The 16,148-nt window shown below is 37.0% G+C and carries 16 protein-coding genes; 15 read left to right on the top strand and 1 reads right to left on the bottom strand.

Going from position 1 to position 16,148, the window contains the following annotated elements; all coding sequences use genetic code 11:
* Positions 1–356 precede the first annotated feature (356 nt).
* The 14 genes from ACFQ18_RS05645 to spoIID all read left to right on the top strand — a co-directional run bounded on the left by ACFQ18_RS05645 (position 357) and on the right by spoIID (position 13,685).
* Complete coding sequence (locus ACFQ18_RS05645) at positions 357–746, top strand: ATP synthase subunit I (protein WP_047186715.1); 390 nt, start codon at positions 357–359, stop codon at positions 744–746.
* Positions 747–870: 124 nt separating this feature from the next.
* Positions 871–1,593 (top strand): F0F1 ATP synthase subunit A, encoded by a 723-nt coding sequence (gene atpB / locus ACFQ18_RS05640; protein ID WP_047186716.1) that lies wholly within the window; start codon positions 871–873, stop codon positions 1,591–1,593.
* Positions 1,594–1,679: 86 nt separating this feature from the next.
* Positions 1,680–1,886 (top strand): F0F1 ATP synthase subunit C, encoded by a 207-nt coding sequence (gene atpE / locus ACFQ18_RS05635; RefSeq protein ID WP_047186717.1) that lies wholly within the window; start codon positions 1,680–1,682, stop codon positions 1,884–1,886.
* Positions 1,887–2,125: 239 nt separating this feature from the next.
* The gene (atpF, locus tag ACFQ18_RS05630; RefSeq protein WP_083452523.1) at positions 2,126–2,590 is read left to right on the top strand and encodes a F0F1 ATP synthase subunit B; all 465 of its coding nucleotides are present in this window, start codon (positions 2,126–2,128) and stop codon (positions 2,588–2,590) included.
* On the top strand, positions 2,587–3,132 hold the full coding sequence (locus ACFQ18_RS05625; protein ID WP_047186719.1) for a F0F1 ATP synthase subunit delta: 546 nt from the start codon (positions 2,587–2,589) through the stop codon (positions 3,130–3,132). The genes atpF and ACFQ18_RS05625 overlap by 4 nt, the downstream gene beginning before the upstream one ends.
* Positions 3,133–3,151: 19 nt before the next feature.
* Positions 3,152–4,660 (top strand): F0F1 ATP synthase subunit alpha, encoded by a 1,509-nt coding sequence (gene atpA, locus ACFQ18_RS05620; RefSeq protein ID WP_047186720.1) that lies wholly within the window; start codon positions 3,152–3,154, stop codon positions 4,658–4,660.
* Positions 4,661–4,753: 93 nt separating this feature from the next.
* On the top strand, positions 4,754–5,611 hold the full coding sequence (gene atpG / locus ACFQ18_RS05615; RefSeq protein WP_047186721.1) for an ATP synthase F1 subunit gamma: 858 nt from the start codon (positions 4,754–4,756) through the stop codon (positions 5,609–5,611).
* A gap of 34 nt (positions 5,612–5,645) precedes the next feature.
* Positions 5,646–7,055 carry a F0F1 ATP synthase subunit beta gene (gene atpD / locus ACFQ18_RS05610; RefSeq protein WP_047186722.1) on the top strand — a complete coding sequence of 470 codons (1,410 nt, stop codon included), beginning with the start codon at positions 5,646–5,648 and terminating at the stop codon, positions 7,053–7,055.
* A 280-nt stretch (positions 7,056–7,335) separates the two neighbouring features.
* A complete protein-coding gene (locus tag ACFQ18_RS05605) occupies positions 7,336–7,734 on the top strand; it encodes a F0F1 ATP synthase subunit epsilon (protein ID WP_047186723.1) in 399 nt (132 codons plus the stop codon).
* 525 nt (positions 7,735–8,259) lie between these two features.
* The gene (locus ACFQ18_RS05600; protein ID WP_047186724.1) at positions 8,260–8,490 is read left to right on the top strand and encodes a DUF1146 family protein; all 231 of its coding nucleotides are present in this window, start codon (positions 8,260–8,262) and stop codon (positions 8,488–8,490) included.
* A gap of 186 nt (positions 8,491–8,676) precedes the next feature.
* A complete protein-coding gene (locus ACFQ18_RS05595; protein WP_145523393.1) occupies positions 8,677–9,384 on the top strand; it encodes a YwmB family TATA-box binding protein in 708 nt (235 codons plus the stop codon).
* Positions 9,385–9,418: 34 nt separating this feature from the next.
* The gene (gene murA, locus ACFQ18_RS05590; protein ID WP_204797995.1) at positions 9,419–10,750 is read left to right on the top strand and encodes a UDP-N-acetylglucosamine 1-carboxyvinyltransferase; all 1,332 of its coding nucleotides are present in this window, start codon (positions 9,419–9,421) and stop codon (positions 10,748–10,750) included.
* A 518-nt stretch (positions 10,751–11,268) separates the two neighbouring features.
* Positions 11,269–12,186: a S66 peptidase family protein gene (locus ACFQ18_RS05585; protein WP_204797996.1), complete on the top strand. Its 918-nt coding sequence runs from the start codon at positions 11,269–11,271 to the stop codon at positions 12,184–12,186.
* Positions 12,187–12,512: 326 nt separating this feature from the next.
* A complete protein-coding gene (gene spoIID, locus ACFQ18_RS05580) occupies positions 12,513–13,685 on the top strand; it encodes a stage II sporulation protein D (protein ID WP_204797997.1) in 1,173 nt (390 codons plus the stop codon).
* Positions 13,686–13,923: 238 nt separating this feature from the next.
* On the opposite strand, the gene ACFQ18_RS05575 is transcribed toward spoIID, so the two are convergent.
* A complete protein-coding gene (locus ACFQ18_RS05575) occupies positions 13,924–14,829 on the bottom strand; it encodes a nuclease-related domain-containing protein (protein ID WP_047183944.1) in 906 nt (301 codons plus the stop codon).
* A 218-nt stretch (positions 14,830–15,047) separates the two neighbouring features.
* Here ACFQ18_RS05575 and ACFQ18_RS05570 point away from each other — a divergent pair, with 218 nt between their 5' ends.
* A complete protein-coding gene (locus ACFQ18_RS05570) occupies positions 15,048–15,914 on the top strand; it encodes a M23 family metallopeptidase (RefSeq protein WP_047183945.1) in 867 nt (288 codons plus the stop codon).
* Positions 15,915–16,148 lie beyond the last annotated feature (234 nt).

The raw sequence follows: 16,148 nt of genomic DNA, 5'->3' as shown, positions 1-16,148 counted from the left end.
ACTATGATTGTAAAGAAAAGATGGGGGAAACACCTTGCAAAATAGAGCTTTTTTCTGTTGTTAAATTAATGCAAATTAACTTACAAAAGCGATTGACAATGGTAGTCCTGCTAATGTAAACTAACTTAGTGTGGGATGGTAAGGTTTTCATTAAACAACATATAGATAGTGAAAACTCAAGTACATAGTATTCGCTTATCCTTACTGTCGTAAACATGAAAAAAATGCTGAATAACAACGAATAATGGCAAATGATTCCCTAAAGATGTGTTCAAAAGAACTTTTTGAACAACTTCACAAAAGGTTAGAGCAATCTGGGGCTTTAGACTAAGCATAAAGGAAATAGGAGAGAGAAAATGTCAGAATATGAAAGTATGGTTCGACGACAACGTAAATGGATGCTCTATTTTCTGTCGATATTAGTGCTAGGGGCTGGTTTTACACCATATACCCATGTTTTTAACGGTCTAATCTTAGGGTCAGCCATAAGCTTTTATAATTTATGGTTATTACAGCGAAAAACCGAAGCATTTGGTAAATCCGTTGTAGATACTGGCGCAGCTCGGAGTGGACTAGGAGTTTTTTCAAGACTGGCTGCAGTGGCGATTGGGATTTTACTGGCACTACGTTATCAAGAGGTCTTCCATATTATGGGTGTAGCTATAGGGGTTTTATCTTCTTATCTTATTATTCTATTTGACATGATTCTAGAAATTATCAAACAGAAGAAAGTGAAGGAATCGTAAAGGTTACTCATATGATGGCAGACCTTTTTGCAGATTGGAGAAATGTTTCCTGCTGCAGTATAGATTGTCTATCGGCAATCAAAGAGGTTTCTAGATACTATAAATCTGAAAAGAGGTGATAGTTTTGGATCATACAGCTCCAATAGTTGAAGATGTATTCGGGATTTCCTGGCTAGACTTTAATTTGGCTAATGTCTTCATGATAGCTGTAACATCATTGATTGTTTTTGTTATTAGTGTACTAGGTGCTAGAAATTTACAAATGAAGCCAAAAGGTGCACAAAACGTAATGGAGTGGATTCTTGACTTTGTTAAGGGAATTGTCAATGACACGATGGACTGGAAGACTGGTAAACTGTTTTTGCCATTAGCCTTAACCCTATTTAGTTATATTTTAGTAGCCAATCTGTTAGGCGTAATGACCAATGGGGTAGTAAATGGTGACTTATGGTGGAAATCTCCAACAGCAGATCCGGGTCTAACCCTGTCATTAGCTGTCATGGTAATTGTTCTAAGCCATTTCTATGGAATTAAGTTGCGTGGGGGTAAAGCTTATATAAAAGACTATTTTACTCCAATTTGGCCGCTATTCCCTATTAAAATAGTGGAGGAGTTCTCCAACACCTTAACATTAGGTTTACGTCTATTCGGTAACATCTTTGCTGGTGAAGTATTGTTAACATTATTAGTAGGTTTAACAACATCCGGCGTATTAGGATTTATTGGAGGAGCTATTCCTTTCCTAGCTTGGCAAGGATTTAGTGTGTTTATTGGTGGTATTCAAGCATTTATCTTTACAATGCTATCAATGGTTTATATTTCACACAAAGTTAGTGATGAACATTAATTAAGTGACTCAGCCAGTTTTAATTTATCATTAAAATTGGAAATAATAAAAAAATTAATATAAATTATCAAGGAGGAAATTATATTATGGGAGCTTTAGCAGCAGCAATTGCAGTAGGTTTAGGTGCACTTGGAGCAGGTATTGGTAATGGTTTAATTGTTAGTCGTACAGTAGAAGGGATTGCACGTCAACCAGAACTTAAAGGTCAATTACAAACAACCATGTTTATTGGGGTAGGTCTAGTTGAAGCGGTGCCGATTATCGGTGTAGTTATTGCGTTAATGGTAATGTAGTCTATTAATTAAATGATAGATCATTAAAAGAATGGCGAAGGAAATCTTCCAAAGGAAACTTCGCCGTTGTTTTCATGTAGGTAAGTAGTTAAATAGGGGGTCGCTCTGGAGAAACTCTAAAACGACCATTTAATTGGAACTTGTAATATTCACTGATAAAGGTGAAAGGAGTGAATTTTGTGCAGGTATTTGCGAATTCTTATGTATATGCAGCATTAGGTGGACTTAACGTAGGAGATATGCTAGTGCAGTTATTTTTCTTCATTGTATTGCTATTACTACTTAGGAAGTTTGCTTGGGGTCCAGTAGTAAACATGATGCAAAAACGTGAAGAATATGTGGCAAACGAAATTGAGGTTGCTGAGAAAAACCGTAAAGAAGCGGAAGAGACAGCCCAAAAGGCTCAGGCTGAATTGAATCAAGTAAAACAAGAAGCACAGAAAATGTTTGAAGATGCAAAAGTTGCCGGAGCAAAACAAGAACAAGATATTATCGAAACTGCTCGTAAAGAAGCAGACCGCATAAAGAAACAAGCACAGCAAGAAATTCAAAACGAAAAAGAGCAAGCATTACAAGCACTTCAAGATCAGGTTGCTTCATTATCCGTTTTAATTGCTAGTAAAGTAATTGAAAAGGAATTGAATGAAAAAGACCAAGAAAGACTGATTCATGATTATCTTAAAGAGGTAGGAGAAGAGCGATGAGTGAAACGGTAGTTGCCAATCGTTATGCAGAGGCTCTTTTCGAACTCGGACAAGAAAAACATATATTGGATAAGTTTGTAGAGGAATTCACTGTTGTTCGTGAAGTGTTTCAAACAGAAGAGCAATTTGTTAAATTTCTTACATATCCAGGGATTAATAATGACAAGAAGAAAGAGCTAATTGAAGCTGCATTTAAAGGATGTCAAAAAGATGTTATAAACACAGTGAAACTGTTGGTTGAACGTCATCATACTGTAAATGTTCCAATCATTATTGATCACTTTATCCAATTAGTGAACGATTCAAAAGGTATTGCAGAAGCTACGGTATATTCTGTTCGTGAATTATCAAGTGACGAATTACTCAAAGTAAAACAGTCATTTACAAAACGTTTAAAAAAGGAAAAAATTCATATTACCAATATTGTGGACCCATCTATCATGGGGGGCATTAAAATCCGCGTTGGAAATACCATTTATGATGGTTCCATTAGCAATAAATTAAAACGTTTTGAACGGAATATCGTAACTGCAAACATATGATGATAGGGGTGAAGATGGTATGAGCATTAAAGCTGAAGAAATCAGCACACTGATTAAACAGCAAATCGCAAATTATGATGCGGAAATCGAAGTTAGTGATGTTGGAACAGTTATTGAAGTTGGGGACGGTATCGCGCGTGCGCACGGTCTTGACAATGCAATGGCTGGTGAACTTTTAGAGTTCCAAAACGGTGTCATGGGCTTAGCGCAAAACCTTGAAGAAGCTAACGTTGGTATCGTTATTTTAGGACCATATACAGAAATTAAAGAAGGCGATGAGGTTCGTCGCACAGGTAGAATCATGCAAGTACCAGTAGGAGAAAGTTTATTAGGACGTGTAGTGAACCCGCTTGGGCAAGCAATTGATGGACTTGGCCCAATCGAAACAACAAAAACTCGTCCAATCGAATCTCCAGCGCCAGGGGTTATGGATCGTAAATCGGTTGATGAACCACTACAAACTGGTATTAAAGCAATTGATGCCCTTGTACCAATTGGACGTGGACAACGTGAGTTGATCATCGGTGACCGCCAAACTGGTAAAACCACTCTAGCAGTAGATACAATCATTAACCAAAAAGATCAGGATATGATTTGTATTTATGTTGCAATTGGACAAAAACAATCTACAGTACGCGGAACGGTTGAAACACTTCGTCGTTATGGAGCGTTAGATTACACAATTGTTGTTTCCGCTGGTGCATCTGACCCAGCTCCATTACAATACCTAGCACCATATGCTGGTGTATCCATGGGTGAAGAATTCATGTACAACGGTAAACACGTATTAGTAGTTTACGATGACCTTTCTAAACAAGCGGTTGCTTATCGTGAACTTTCTCTACTATTACGTCGTCCACCGGGTCGTGAAGCATTCCCAGGAGATGTATTCTACTTACACTCACGTTTACTAGAACGTGCAGCTAAATTAAGTGATGCAAAAGGTGGCGGTTCTTTAACTGCATTACCATTTGTTGAAACACAAGCTGGGGATATTTCAGCATATATCCCAACAAACGTAATCTCCATTACAGACGGACAGATTTTCTTGCAATCTGACTTATTCTTCTCAGGGGTTCGTCCGGCAATTAACGCAGGTTTATCTGTATCACGTGTTGGTGGTTCCGCACAAATTAAAGCGATGAAGAAAGTTGCAGGTACACTACGTCTAGACTTAGCTTCTTTCCGTGAGTTAGAAGCATTCAGTCAATTCGGTTCTGACTTAGATAAAGCAACTCAAGCGAAACTGAACCGTGGTCAACGTACAGTAGAAGTTCTAAAACAAGGATTGCATAAACCACTAGCTGTTGAAAAACAAGTTATGATCATTTATGCATTAACAAAAGGATTCCTAGATGATATTCCGGTAGAAGACGTTCTTCGCTTTGAAGAAGAAATGAACAACTGGTTGGATTCTAACCGTGCGGAACTGCTTGCTTCTATTCGCGAAACTGGAAACCTTCCAGATGCTAAAGACATGAACGAAGCAATCGAATCATTTAAGAAAACATTTTTAACTTCAAATTAATCGACCGTTTATAGAGAAATAAGATGCAGAAATCGGTGCAAATGACCCGATTTCTGACATCTACCTCATGTTTTGAAAGTGTGGTGAAATAAATTGGCATCACTAAGAGATATAAAAGCAAGAATTGATTCAACAAAGAAAACAAAACAAATTACAAGTGCGATGGAACTTGTTTCTGCATCTAAAATGAACAAAGCAGAGCAACATGCAAAAGGTTATGTACCATACAGTGAGAAAATGCAAGAAGTAGTTGCACATATTGCAAAAGGAACGGATGCATCTCACCCAATGCTTGAAACACGTGAAGTAAAGAAAACTGGCTATTTAGTTATTACTTCTGACCGTGGTCTAGTAGGTGGATATAATAGTCATGTTTTAAAACTATTACAAACTACGATTAATGAGCGCCATAACTCACCTGATGAATATACTGTTATCGTCATCGGACGTAAAGGGTTTGACTATTGCAGGAAACGGAATATTCCGGTTTCTAATAGTATTATCGGTGTTGCTGACCATCCACAATTTGCAGATATTAAAGATATTGCAAAAGCAACTGTTCAAATGTTTACTGATAAGGAAATTGATGAATTAAACATCATTTATAACCACTATGTAAGTGCAATATCTCAAGTACCAACAATGAATAAATTGTTGCCAATTGAAGATATACAAGGACAAAACGGTACTACTAGTCAGTATGAATATGAACCAAATGAAGAACAAATATTGAAGGTATTATTACCACTTTATGCCGAGAGTTTAATTTTCGGTGCATTACTAGATGGTAAAGCAAGTGAACACGCAGCAAGTATGACGGCAATGCGTAGTGCAACAGATAATGCTAATGATCTGATTGGAGATTTAACATTGTCCTATAACCGTGCTCGTCAGGCGCAAATCACTCAACAAATTTCTGAAATTGTTGGTGGAGCAGCTGCTATAGAGTAACTTTTTTCCATCTAAACGCTAGGAGGGAATTTTTTTGAGCAAAGGACATGTAACACAAGTTATGGGACCAGTTGTTGACGTGAAATTTGATGACGCTGACCTCCCGGAAATTTATGATGCTCTTACTGTTAACATTGAAACAGAAGAAAATACAAGTGAACAACTTACATTAGAAGTAGCGTTACAATTAGGCGATAACGCTGTCCGTACGATTGCGATGTCATCTACAGACGGATTAAAACGTGGAGCGGAAGTTACAGGCCTAGGACGCCCTATTTCTGTACCAGTTGGGGATGTAACTTTAGGGCGTGTGTTCAACGTTTTAGGTGATAAAATTGACCTAGATGAGGCATTGCCAGAAGGAATTCGTAAAGACCCAATTCACCGTGAAGCACCTAAATTCGAAAACCTTTCCACTGAAACTGAAATTTTAGAAACTGGAATTAAGGTTGTAGACTTACTTGCACCATATATTAAAGGTGGTAAGATCGGTCTATTCGGTGGTGCGGGTGTAGGTAAAACCGTACTTATTCAGGAATTAATCAACAACATCGCACAAGAACACGGAGGTATTTCCGTATTCGCTGGTGTTGGAGAACGTACTCGTGAAGGTAACGACCTTTACTATGAAATGAAAGACTCTGGCGTTATTTCTAAAACTGCCATGGTATTCGGACAAATGAATGAGCCACCTGGAGCACGTATGCGTGTAGCTCTAACTGGACTTACGATGGCTGAATACTTCCGTGATGAACAAGGACAAGACGTGTTGCTATTCATTGACAACATTTTCCGTTTTACACAAGCCGGTTCAGAGGTATCCGCTCTACTTGGACGTATGCCATCTGCCGTTGGTTACCAACCAACACTAGCTACGGAAATGGGTGCACTTCAAGAGCGTATTACGTCCACTAATAAAGGATCCGTTACATCTATCCAGGCTATTTATGTACCTGCAGATGACTATACTGACCCTGCGCCAGCTACGACGTTCGCACACTTAGATGCTACAACAAACTTAGACCGTAAATTGTCTGAACAAGGTATCTACCCAGCAGTGGATCCATTAGAATCTACTTCACGTGCACTTGACCCTGAAGTGGTAGGGGAAGAACACTATAAAGTAGCAACTGAAGTACAACAAACACTTCAACGCTACAAAGAATTACAAGATATTATCGCAATCTTAGGTATGGATGAATTAGGAGACGAGGACAAACTAGTCGTTGCTCGTGCACGTCGTATCCAATTCTTCCTATCTCAAAACTTCCACGTTGCGGAACAATTTACTGGTCAACCAGGTTCTTATGTTCCAGTAGCTGAAACAGTGAAAGGATTTAGAGAAATCCTTGACGGTAAATATGATGATCTACCAGAAGATGCATTCCGTCTAGTAGGCCGTATCGAAGAAGTAGTAGAAAAAGCACAACAATTACAAGGTTAAACGAAAAGCGAAGGCGACCGTTTAGGGAAGTTTACTAGTCCCTGGTCGCCGGAGCTAGACAATAAGAAAAGCGGAATCGTTCGTATAGAGACGTACGGGCTGGACTGAGCCGCAGGAGACAAAAGAAGCCTCGCTAGTCTCTGGACGATCGAGCTAAACAATGGGTTGTTAAGCGAAAAACCAGTTCGGCTGGATTCAAGCTTAGGTCTATAAAAGAGGGAACAATGGGGTAACGTGTATCGTTATCTCTTCCTCTATGCAAATCCTAGGAGGGATTACATTGAAAACACTAACTGTGAGTGTTGTTACTCCTAATGGTCCCGTTTTGGAAGATGAATATGAAATGGTTGTATGTCGTGCGGAAAGTGGAGAAATTGGCATCATGCCACACCACATTCCGATTGTTGCCCCATTATCCATCGCTGCCGTTCGTTTGAAGAAAGCGGGTAGTGAGGATAAACTCGCTGTGAATGGAGGCATCATGGAAGTTAGCTCAAACAAGGTTTCTATCCTTGCACAATCAGCTGAAAAGCCATCTGATATTGATGTAGAACGTGCAAGAAAAGCTAAAGAAAGAGCTGAACGCAGACTTCAATCAAATCAAGATAATATCGATAAATTACGGGCAGAATTAGCACTCCAACGCGCAATTAACCGTTTAGATGTTTCAAGTAAATAATTGTAAAAATCTCTTGCGACTTTGTTGCAGGGGATTTTTTGTTTTTATCCCACTTTAAGCTTTTGTGGAAACAAAGAAGGTAGATGGGAGATCAACTGCTCGTATAGGTCCGATAAGTCAGTGAGGGATGAAGGGAAACCCCCATTGATGGAAGTCTCCTTTATTAGAATCGTATATTACATATCGACGCAATCCAACGAAAAACAACATTAATATCAATAATCTTCTTATAATCAGCAAGATAATCTATTTATCCTCTTAAATAGATATTTCCTAGGAAATGATTCCATTATTCGATTAGAATATCCGACATTCGACATACCTTTTTAGCGAATGCCTTAGTTGCATTTATGGAGACCTTTTTGGTGAAGAAAGTAATTGAAGTCATTGAAATCATAGGATAAGATAGATAATATTTTCTTATTTAAAGAAATGGGTTAGAAACATTGTACACACTATATATTTTTGACATTTTTATATATTCATGGCAAAGTAACAAATAGAAGAAGAATAAGGTGGTTGTATATGTTATCAATTGGACAATGGGCTTTAGTCAGTATTTTTTCGCACTTTTTATTTATATACATTACTTGGCGCGTACTATTAGCTGTAAACCTTTCGTCAATTATTAAAAAGGGGAAGGTAACAGAAGCAAGAATTTTATTATTTTTTATAGCAATTTTAATCGGTTCTGGTGTTAGCCGATTTTTCCTAGAAATTGTTCAATGGTCAAATGACCTTATTTTCTTGTTTTAATAGTGTGTGTTTAAAAAGGAGGATCAAAAGGACTGGGGTGGCGGTAGCTTTGAGCGGAGTGTCACTTTTACCGACTTTTTGAACAACCTTTAATATTAAAAATACTAACTCTAGTAATCTATGAGTATATCAAATAACCTCTTCGGTCAATACTGTGACTAGCAGAAATAACCGGGGGGTTTTTTTATGAAAAAAATGTTACTAATCTCTGTATTATTCATGTTCACTTCAGTTGCATCCGTTCAAGGGAAAACAGTATCGGAAATAGAGCAATTAGCTGATTTTGTTACAAATCAACAATTACCCGTAAAAGAATGGCAAGTTATTACCAAGGAAAAGATGACCGAGAACTCTATTAATGAAATTTTGAAGGATTTAAAAAATAGTTATAAAGCCTCTAGGATGGAAAATGAAAATATAATAAAATTTCAATTTAGAGACACTCATAAAGAGAGAAGTGTTAACGTAACATATAATGTTATGTTACCTAAAAAGAAAGAAAGTTATCCAGAATTAACAATGGTTGTCGAAGGAAGTGCTTGGAATCAAGACATAAAATCCGAGTTTCATCATGTGTTTCATTCCATTTCAACTAAATATTTTTCAAGTAATAAACGAATATTTTCGTGGCTTAAAACGGAAACCGGTGGTATAATACATAATGGTGTATTTGAAAAAGAACTAATAAACTTTTTTAATCTTCAACATACAAAAACACAATTAGATACTACTACAAATATAGAACGTAAATACATTTATGGATATACAGAAAATTGGGATGAAAAGATAACAATCGAAGACATACCAGTAAACGTCCAAATTGCAATAACCCATGAAAAAAAAGGACATCCAGAAGTGACTTTAGGAACACCTATCCTAATAAATGAATATTAATATAGAGAAAATGGATCTGAAGGAGATTTGTAACATGGAAAAAATCATCGTAAGAGGCGGACACCAATTAAATGGCACTGTTCGTGTAGAAGGTGCCAAAAATGCGGTTCTTCCGGTTATTGCTGCAAGTTTGATTGCAAGTGAAGGTAAGAGTATCATTACTGAAGTACCTGTTCTAGCTGATGTGTATACAATTAATGAAGTATTAAGAAATATGAACGTTAATGTTAACTTTGATCCTGATAAAAATACAGTAGAAATTGATGCTTCCAATGATTTAACGACAGAAGCTCCATTTGAGTATGTTCGAAAAATGCGCGCTTCTGTATTAGTGTTGGGACCACTTTTGGCCCGCTATGGTCATGCAAAAGTTGCAATGCCAGGTGGCTGTGCAATCGGATCACGTCCAATTGACTTACATTTGAAAGGCTTTGAAGCGATGGGTGCCGAAATTCATGTAGGCAACGGATTTGTTGAAGCAAAAGTAGATGGACGTCTGAAAGGTGCAAAAATTTATTTAGATATGCCAAGTGTTGGTGCAACTGAAAATATTATTATGGCAGCTGCATTAGCTGACGGAACTACGATACTAGAAAACTGTGCAAAAGAACCTGAAATTGTAGACTTGGCAAATTATTTAAATAAAATGGGTGCCAAAATTGTTGGTGCAGGAACTGAGACCATTCGCATTACTGGAGTGGAAAAGTTACATGGTGCAAACCATTCGATTATTCCTGATCGAATTGAAGCAGGTACCTTTATGGTAGCAGCTGCAATTACTGGTGGAAATGTTTTAATTGAAAATGCAGAAGCAGACCATCTTCGTTCCGTTATTTCCAAATTAGAAGAAATGAACGTTACGGTAAAGGAAGAAAACCGTGGACTTCGCGTAATCGGACCGAAAGATGGAAAATTAAAAGCTACAGATATTAAAACATTACCATACCCTGGTTTTCCAACTGATATGCAGTCACAGTTAATGGCCTTAATGCTTCAAGCAAAAGGAACTAGCGTCATTACCGAAACGGTATTTGAAAATCGCTTTATGCATGTGGAAGAATTTAGACGTATGAATGCAAAAATGAAAATTGAGGGACGTAGTGTTATTATTGAAGGTCCTTCTGAATTACAAGGTGCTGAGGTTGCTGCGACGGACTTACGTGCTGCAGCTGCGCTAATATTGGCCGGTTTAGTTTCTGAAGGATATACAAGAATTACTGAATTAAAACACTTAGACCGTGGTTATGTTGATTTGGCAGGGAAATTAGCTTCCCTTGGTGCAAACATTGAACGTGTAAACGAAGACCCAAACGTGCTAATTCAAGCGGACCAAGACAACAAAAGAATGATTGCAAGATTATCCTAAAAGTGGACAATAATATAAACATAACTAAGAAATCGCGTGGATCAATAACATCCATGCGATTGTCTTTGTCTGGGAAATTATAAAATTTGTGGTTGTGGATAACATAGATACAGAAATAGCCACGTCCGGCTCCAGCGCCCAGTGACTAGTAGACTTCCTTCACCTCCGTACGATAAGTCAACATCGGCTCGCTTACGCTCTCCGTGTTTCCTTTATCTCCTACGGCTCAGTCCAGTCTATACGTCACTAAACGGGCGCTTGCGCCTTTGTTCTTATAAGGCGCATCAGTATTTCACTTTATCATGTCTTAACTAGCTGTAAAACAAAACCCCCACTGAATGATTTTCAATTTATCTTACCTAAACAGGCAGTTAGACTCTCACCTTAAGCTTCTGAAGGGAGGTGGGAGATCAACTGCCCGTAAAGGTACTTAATGTAATGAGAGTTATTCATATTTTACAAATAACTACATATGATTTTTAAGTAGGATGAGGGAAATATCAAGGAGTGTGACAAAGATGATCTTTCCAAATAGATTATGTAAAGGGGATACAATTGGTGTCATGGCGCCAGCGGGACCGGCAGATTTGGAAGATATCAAAAAGGTCATTCCTTTTTTTGAAAATCTTGGACTATGCGTACAGCTCGGACAACATGTGGATAACGTATATGGATATTTGGCTGGAACCGACCAAGAACGATTAGAGGACTTTCATGATATGGTTGCCAATCCGAATATAAAAGCGATTATTTTTGCCCGTGGTGGATATGGTACAGCTCGATTTGTTCCTTCTGTTAATTACGAATTGGTAAGATGTAATCCTAAAATTTTATGGGGTTATAGTGATATTACATATTTGCATACGGCCATTCGACAACAAACGGGTCTTGTAACTTTCCATGGACCGATGTTAGCATCTGATATTGCCAAACCCCATTTCGATTACTTCTCCGGATCCATGTTTAAACAGTTATTCCAACCTACGTGTCTTATTTACTCAGAATACATATCCCCACTCTATGTACATGATGCTGGTGAAACAGAAGGTCAGTTGGTAGGTGGAAATTTATCCGTACTACTTAGCACAATGGGTACCCCATATGAAATAGATATGAAAGATAAAATCCTTTTAATAGAGGATATTGGTGAGGAACCTTATCGAGTGGATAGCATGCTCAATCAGTTAAAAATGTCTGGTAAACTACGAGAAGCGAGAGGCATCGTAATAGGAGATTTTGCGAATACGGAATCGAAATTGAAACATTCCTTCACAATAGAAGAAGTGTTTAACGATTATTTTTCGAATATAGGCATTCCCGTGATAAGTGGTTTCAAGATTGGTCATTGTTTTCCACACTTTTCTATTCCTTTAGGTGCATATGCAAAGTTATCCACATATAATAAACAATTAATCATTGAGCCTGGAGTTAGGTAATCATGCCAAAAAGGTCGAAATATGTGGAGTGAAAGCGAAAAGTAATAAATTCATTACCTAAGTTCGACAAGCTTTAAGTCTATCATCGATTGGAAGTTACGTATTTTCCTATAGAATTGTATAAGTGCGTGTTCAAAAAGACTGTGGTAAAAGTCTAGAAGCGTTATTAAAAAGTTTAAGAGAACTGTATTCTTTTACCGGACTTTTTGAACAACTTCTATAAAGGAAATTTCAATTTCTGGTTCTATTGAAAACAGGATTTGTATAAATTTAATAATAGGGTTACTAGATTAATCAAACGACTACATTATTAAAGGAGGAAAGCTGTGAAAGGACATAACTATTCATACAAGCCAGTCAAAAAGAAGAAGAAAAACTTAAGCGTAGTAAAACAACTAAAAAAGAAGCAGTCATCTCATCATTTTACAAAGAAGAACAAACTGAATAAAGTCACCCGACTCCATTCTGTATATCAGAGCAAATTGACTTCGAAAAAGTGGAGGCTTCCAACTATACTAACTCTATCTGTTTTGATTATGTTCATTCTAGTAATTCCGACGATCGTTGTACTACCATTTGGAAGTAGCGAGCAAGAAGGTACTGTAGTAGGAGCAAAGGAGATGAAAGAAGAAACCGTAGAAACTGCTTCATCACCGTTTATAGTAAAGGTGAAACGAACTGCAACGGAAAAGGTTGAAAATATACCGCTCGAGGATTACATCGCTGGGGTTATTGCTGCAGAAATGCCTGCAGAATTTGAGTTAGAAGCACTGAAAGCTCAGGCCCTTGCAGCACGAACTTATACGATCAATCATTTGCTGCATGGTGAAAAAAATGAAGAATACGATGTAACAGACACCGTTGAACATCAAGTATATAAGAGTGACGACGAACTTCTAAAACAATGGGGTAGTGAATACTCCGAGAAAATGAATAAAATTAAAGAAGCGGTTAATGCAACAAAGGGGAAAATCTTAACTTATAAAGAAGCTCCTATAACAGCAGCGTTTTTCTCTACTAGTAATGGTTATACAGAGAACTCTGAAGATTACTGGGATAATGAGCTTCCATATTTAAGAAGCGTTAAAAGCCCATGGGATAAAGAATCTCCAAAATATCTGAACCAAGACACATTTACAATACAAGAAGTAGAAACAGCGTTAGGTATCACTCTACCAAAAGATAAGCCCGCGTATATAGAAGAATCAAGGACGGAAAGTGGCCGCGTGAAAGAGATTGGAATAGAAGGAAATAGTTTTTCAGGAAGGGAAGTCCGTGAAAAATTAAATTTAAAATCAAGCGACTTTAAGATAAAACAAAATAATGGACATTTCGTTTTTACAACAGAAGGCTTTGGGCATGGCATAGGAATGAGCCAATATGGGGCAAATTTTATGGCCAAAGAAGGTAAAACATATGAAGACATCGTCCATCATTATTATAAAGATGTAAAAATCAGTACGGTAAATGAAACCGCACCAACTCTCGTTTCTAAATGAAATGAGGGTTTTTTGGTGTTTGAATACGGCGGAAAACTTGAGAGCGGAATTGATGAGTGACCGAAGATAGAAAGGATTAAAGGAAAAGGTCACTCATGTATGTGATGAGTGACCGAGGAAGGAAAAAACCAAAGGAAAAGGTCACTCATAGAGATGATGAGTGACCAAGATAAACTGTCGATCGGCAAAAGATCCTACCTCTTGTGATAAATTCGATTATGCATGACAGTTAGATATCCTATTCATAATAAGTCCATTGATTTACCCCTACACGGTTAAAATTAGTTGCTAGAATTCTTCTTATAGCCTTTTTAGATTCTACTACTTGGCACCAATCTTGAATCATATTGGTTGTAATTTTTTCATTTGGGAACAGAGTTTGAAATTCTTTAATGGTTCTTAATACAGCATTGCTAATCGGTTCTTTATAGCTACAATTGTGGCAAACGCATTTTCTTTTCTCCACTGAAACAGAAAATGAATGACATTGGAAGCAGGTAATCCCTTTTCGAAGTTGGTTATAATTATAGGAAGGAACTTTTTTATATGGCGAGTCAGTAATGTGTAACGATGTTAGCTGATCTGCAAGTTTTTCGTGCCATTTAGATAATTTGGAAGGTGTTTTATTTAAATGACTCAAGTAATTTTTAATTTGTGTTGGAAAAATAATAGGTTGGTTAAGAGGTGCTTGGTATAAGGTGAAAGTTGGATTAATAAAAACAATGGAAGCATGTATTGGGAGAGTGTAACCTAGTTTAAGGAGTAATTGTCGTAGTAGGGATTCACTTCTGCTCAATTGGTGAAGTGGATTTACAATTTCTGTTTTAGGCTTCTTGAATATCTTATCTGAATCGTAATAATAATCACCTTCAAAGTTTTTCACCTCATAAAAATAGATTGCCTCTTGAAGAATAAGGAGGGAATCAATTTGGAAGGTAGTGTTATTTATTTCCAATAACAAATCATTTAATATGAAGCATTCACACTGGAGTTTTTCTGTTAAAGTATCAAACATTACCTCACCTTCATAGCCCCTTTTTTGATTATAATAGTGTTGTTTATCTTTGTTAGTTAAATTCATTCGGGGATTTAATAATTCAAGAATCTTTAGATCAATGGGTTTTGTACGGTATTTAAATATCATATGTACACATCCTTTTAATGTATTTAAATCTATTATATTGGATTCTTAACTTAGAAGAAAGAGACAAGCTGTAGGCATTTAAAAATGTTGCTAGACATCATTCAAACGCTTACTTTTCCCTATTATTTAAAATAAATGCATAAAATTGAATAATTTTTTCTCGGCAATGTATATATTTCTCCATTTCTGATAACAATGATTGCTGAGGTGATGTTCTAATGAAAGAAAACAGAGAAACTCCAAAAAATAAATGGAGTCAAATTTTCCGGAAAAAATGGTTTTTCCCAGCTGTATATTTAGGTCTTGCTGCACTTCTATTAGCTGTTGTTGTATGGTATCAAAATATGGATAGTTCTGTTCCGACTGCTGATGAGGAAATTCAAAATGAACAAGAGGAGTCTATTCCTACGTCAGCTGATGATGAAGCAGAACCAGTAGCAAATCAACAAGAAGTCATTCAATTTCCTTTAACAGATCCTGATCAAGCAGAAATCGTAACTAAATTTTATGACTATAGTGCATCTGAAGAAGATCAAGAAAGTGCTTTAGTATTTTATAATAATAAATACTATCAAAGCAAAGGAATTGACGTTGCATCAGAAAAACCATTCGATGTTGTTGCATCCTTAAGCGGGACTGTAAAGGAAGTGAAGGAAGACCCACTTCTAGGTAATGTGGTTGTACTTACTCATGGCAATGAAGTGATGACCTATTACTCAAGTCTTGAGGAAGTTAAAGTAAAACCTGGAGATGAAGTGAAACAAGGGGATCAAGTAGGAACAGCGGGACAAAGTATTTTCGGAAAAGACAATGGTACACATGTACATTTTGAAATAAGAAAAGATGGACAAGTAGTAAATCCAGAAAGCTTCTTCAATCAACCAGTTAGTAGTTTAGATAAGGTAAAAAGTGAAGAAGTAACGGAAGAAGCTGAAGCTAATGAAGACACTGCTGTAAATGAAGAAGAAGCTGAGTCTGATGAAGCTGCAACTGAGGATGCTAACGAATCTGAAGCAAGTGAAAATGAAGAAGAAGATGCTAATGCAGATTCAGAGGCGGATTCTGACAATGAAACAATTCAATAAAAAGTGAAAAAAGTACTCTAGCATAACGTTTGCTAGGGTATTTTTCTTTGTTTAGGAAAATTGAAACGTAAATAGGCAAAAATAGAGATGAAAAATAAGGAAAAACTCGGATATTGTCGAACGATTTTTCATAATTTCCGAAAAAATTGTGCTATGATGGTACATGTGTTTGTTAGTAATGGTTTGAATTTAGGTAATCTTACAAGAATATGACCAGAAAACTAAGAAAAGAGA

The organism is Oceanobacillus caeni (genome assembly GCF_042678465.1).
GTDB classification, from domain to species: domain Bacteria; phylum Bacillota; class Bacilli; order Bacillales; family Amphibacillaceae; genus Oceanobacillus; species Oceanobacillus caeni.
This window is presented reverse-complemented; position numbering and strand designations above follow the sequence as displayed.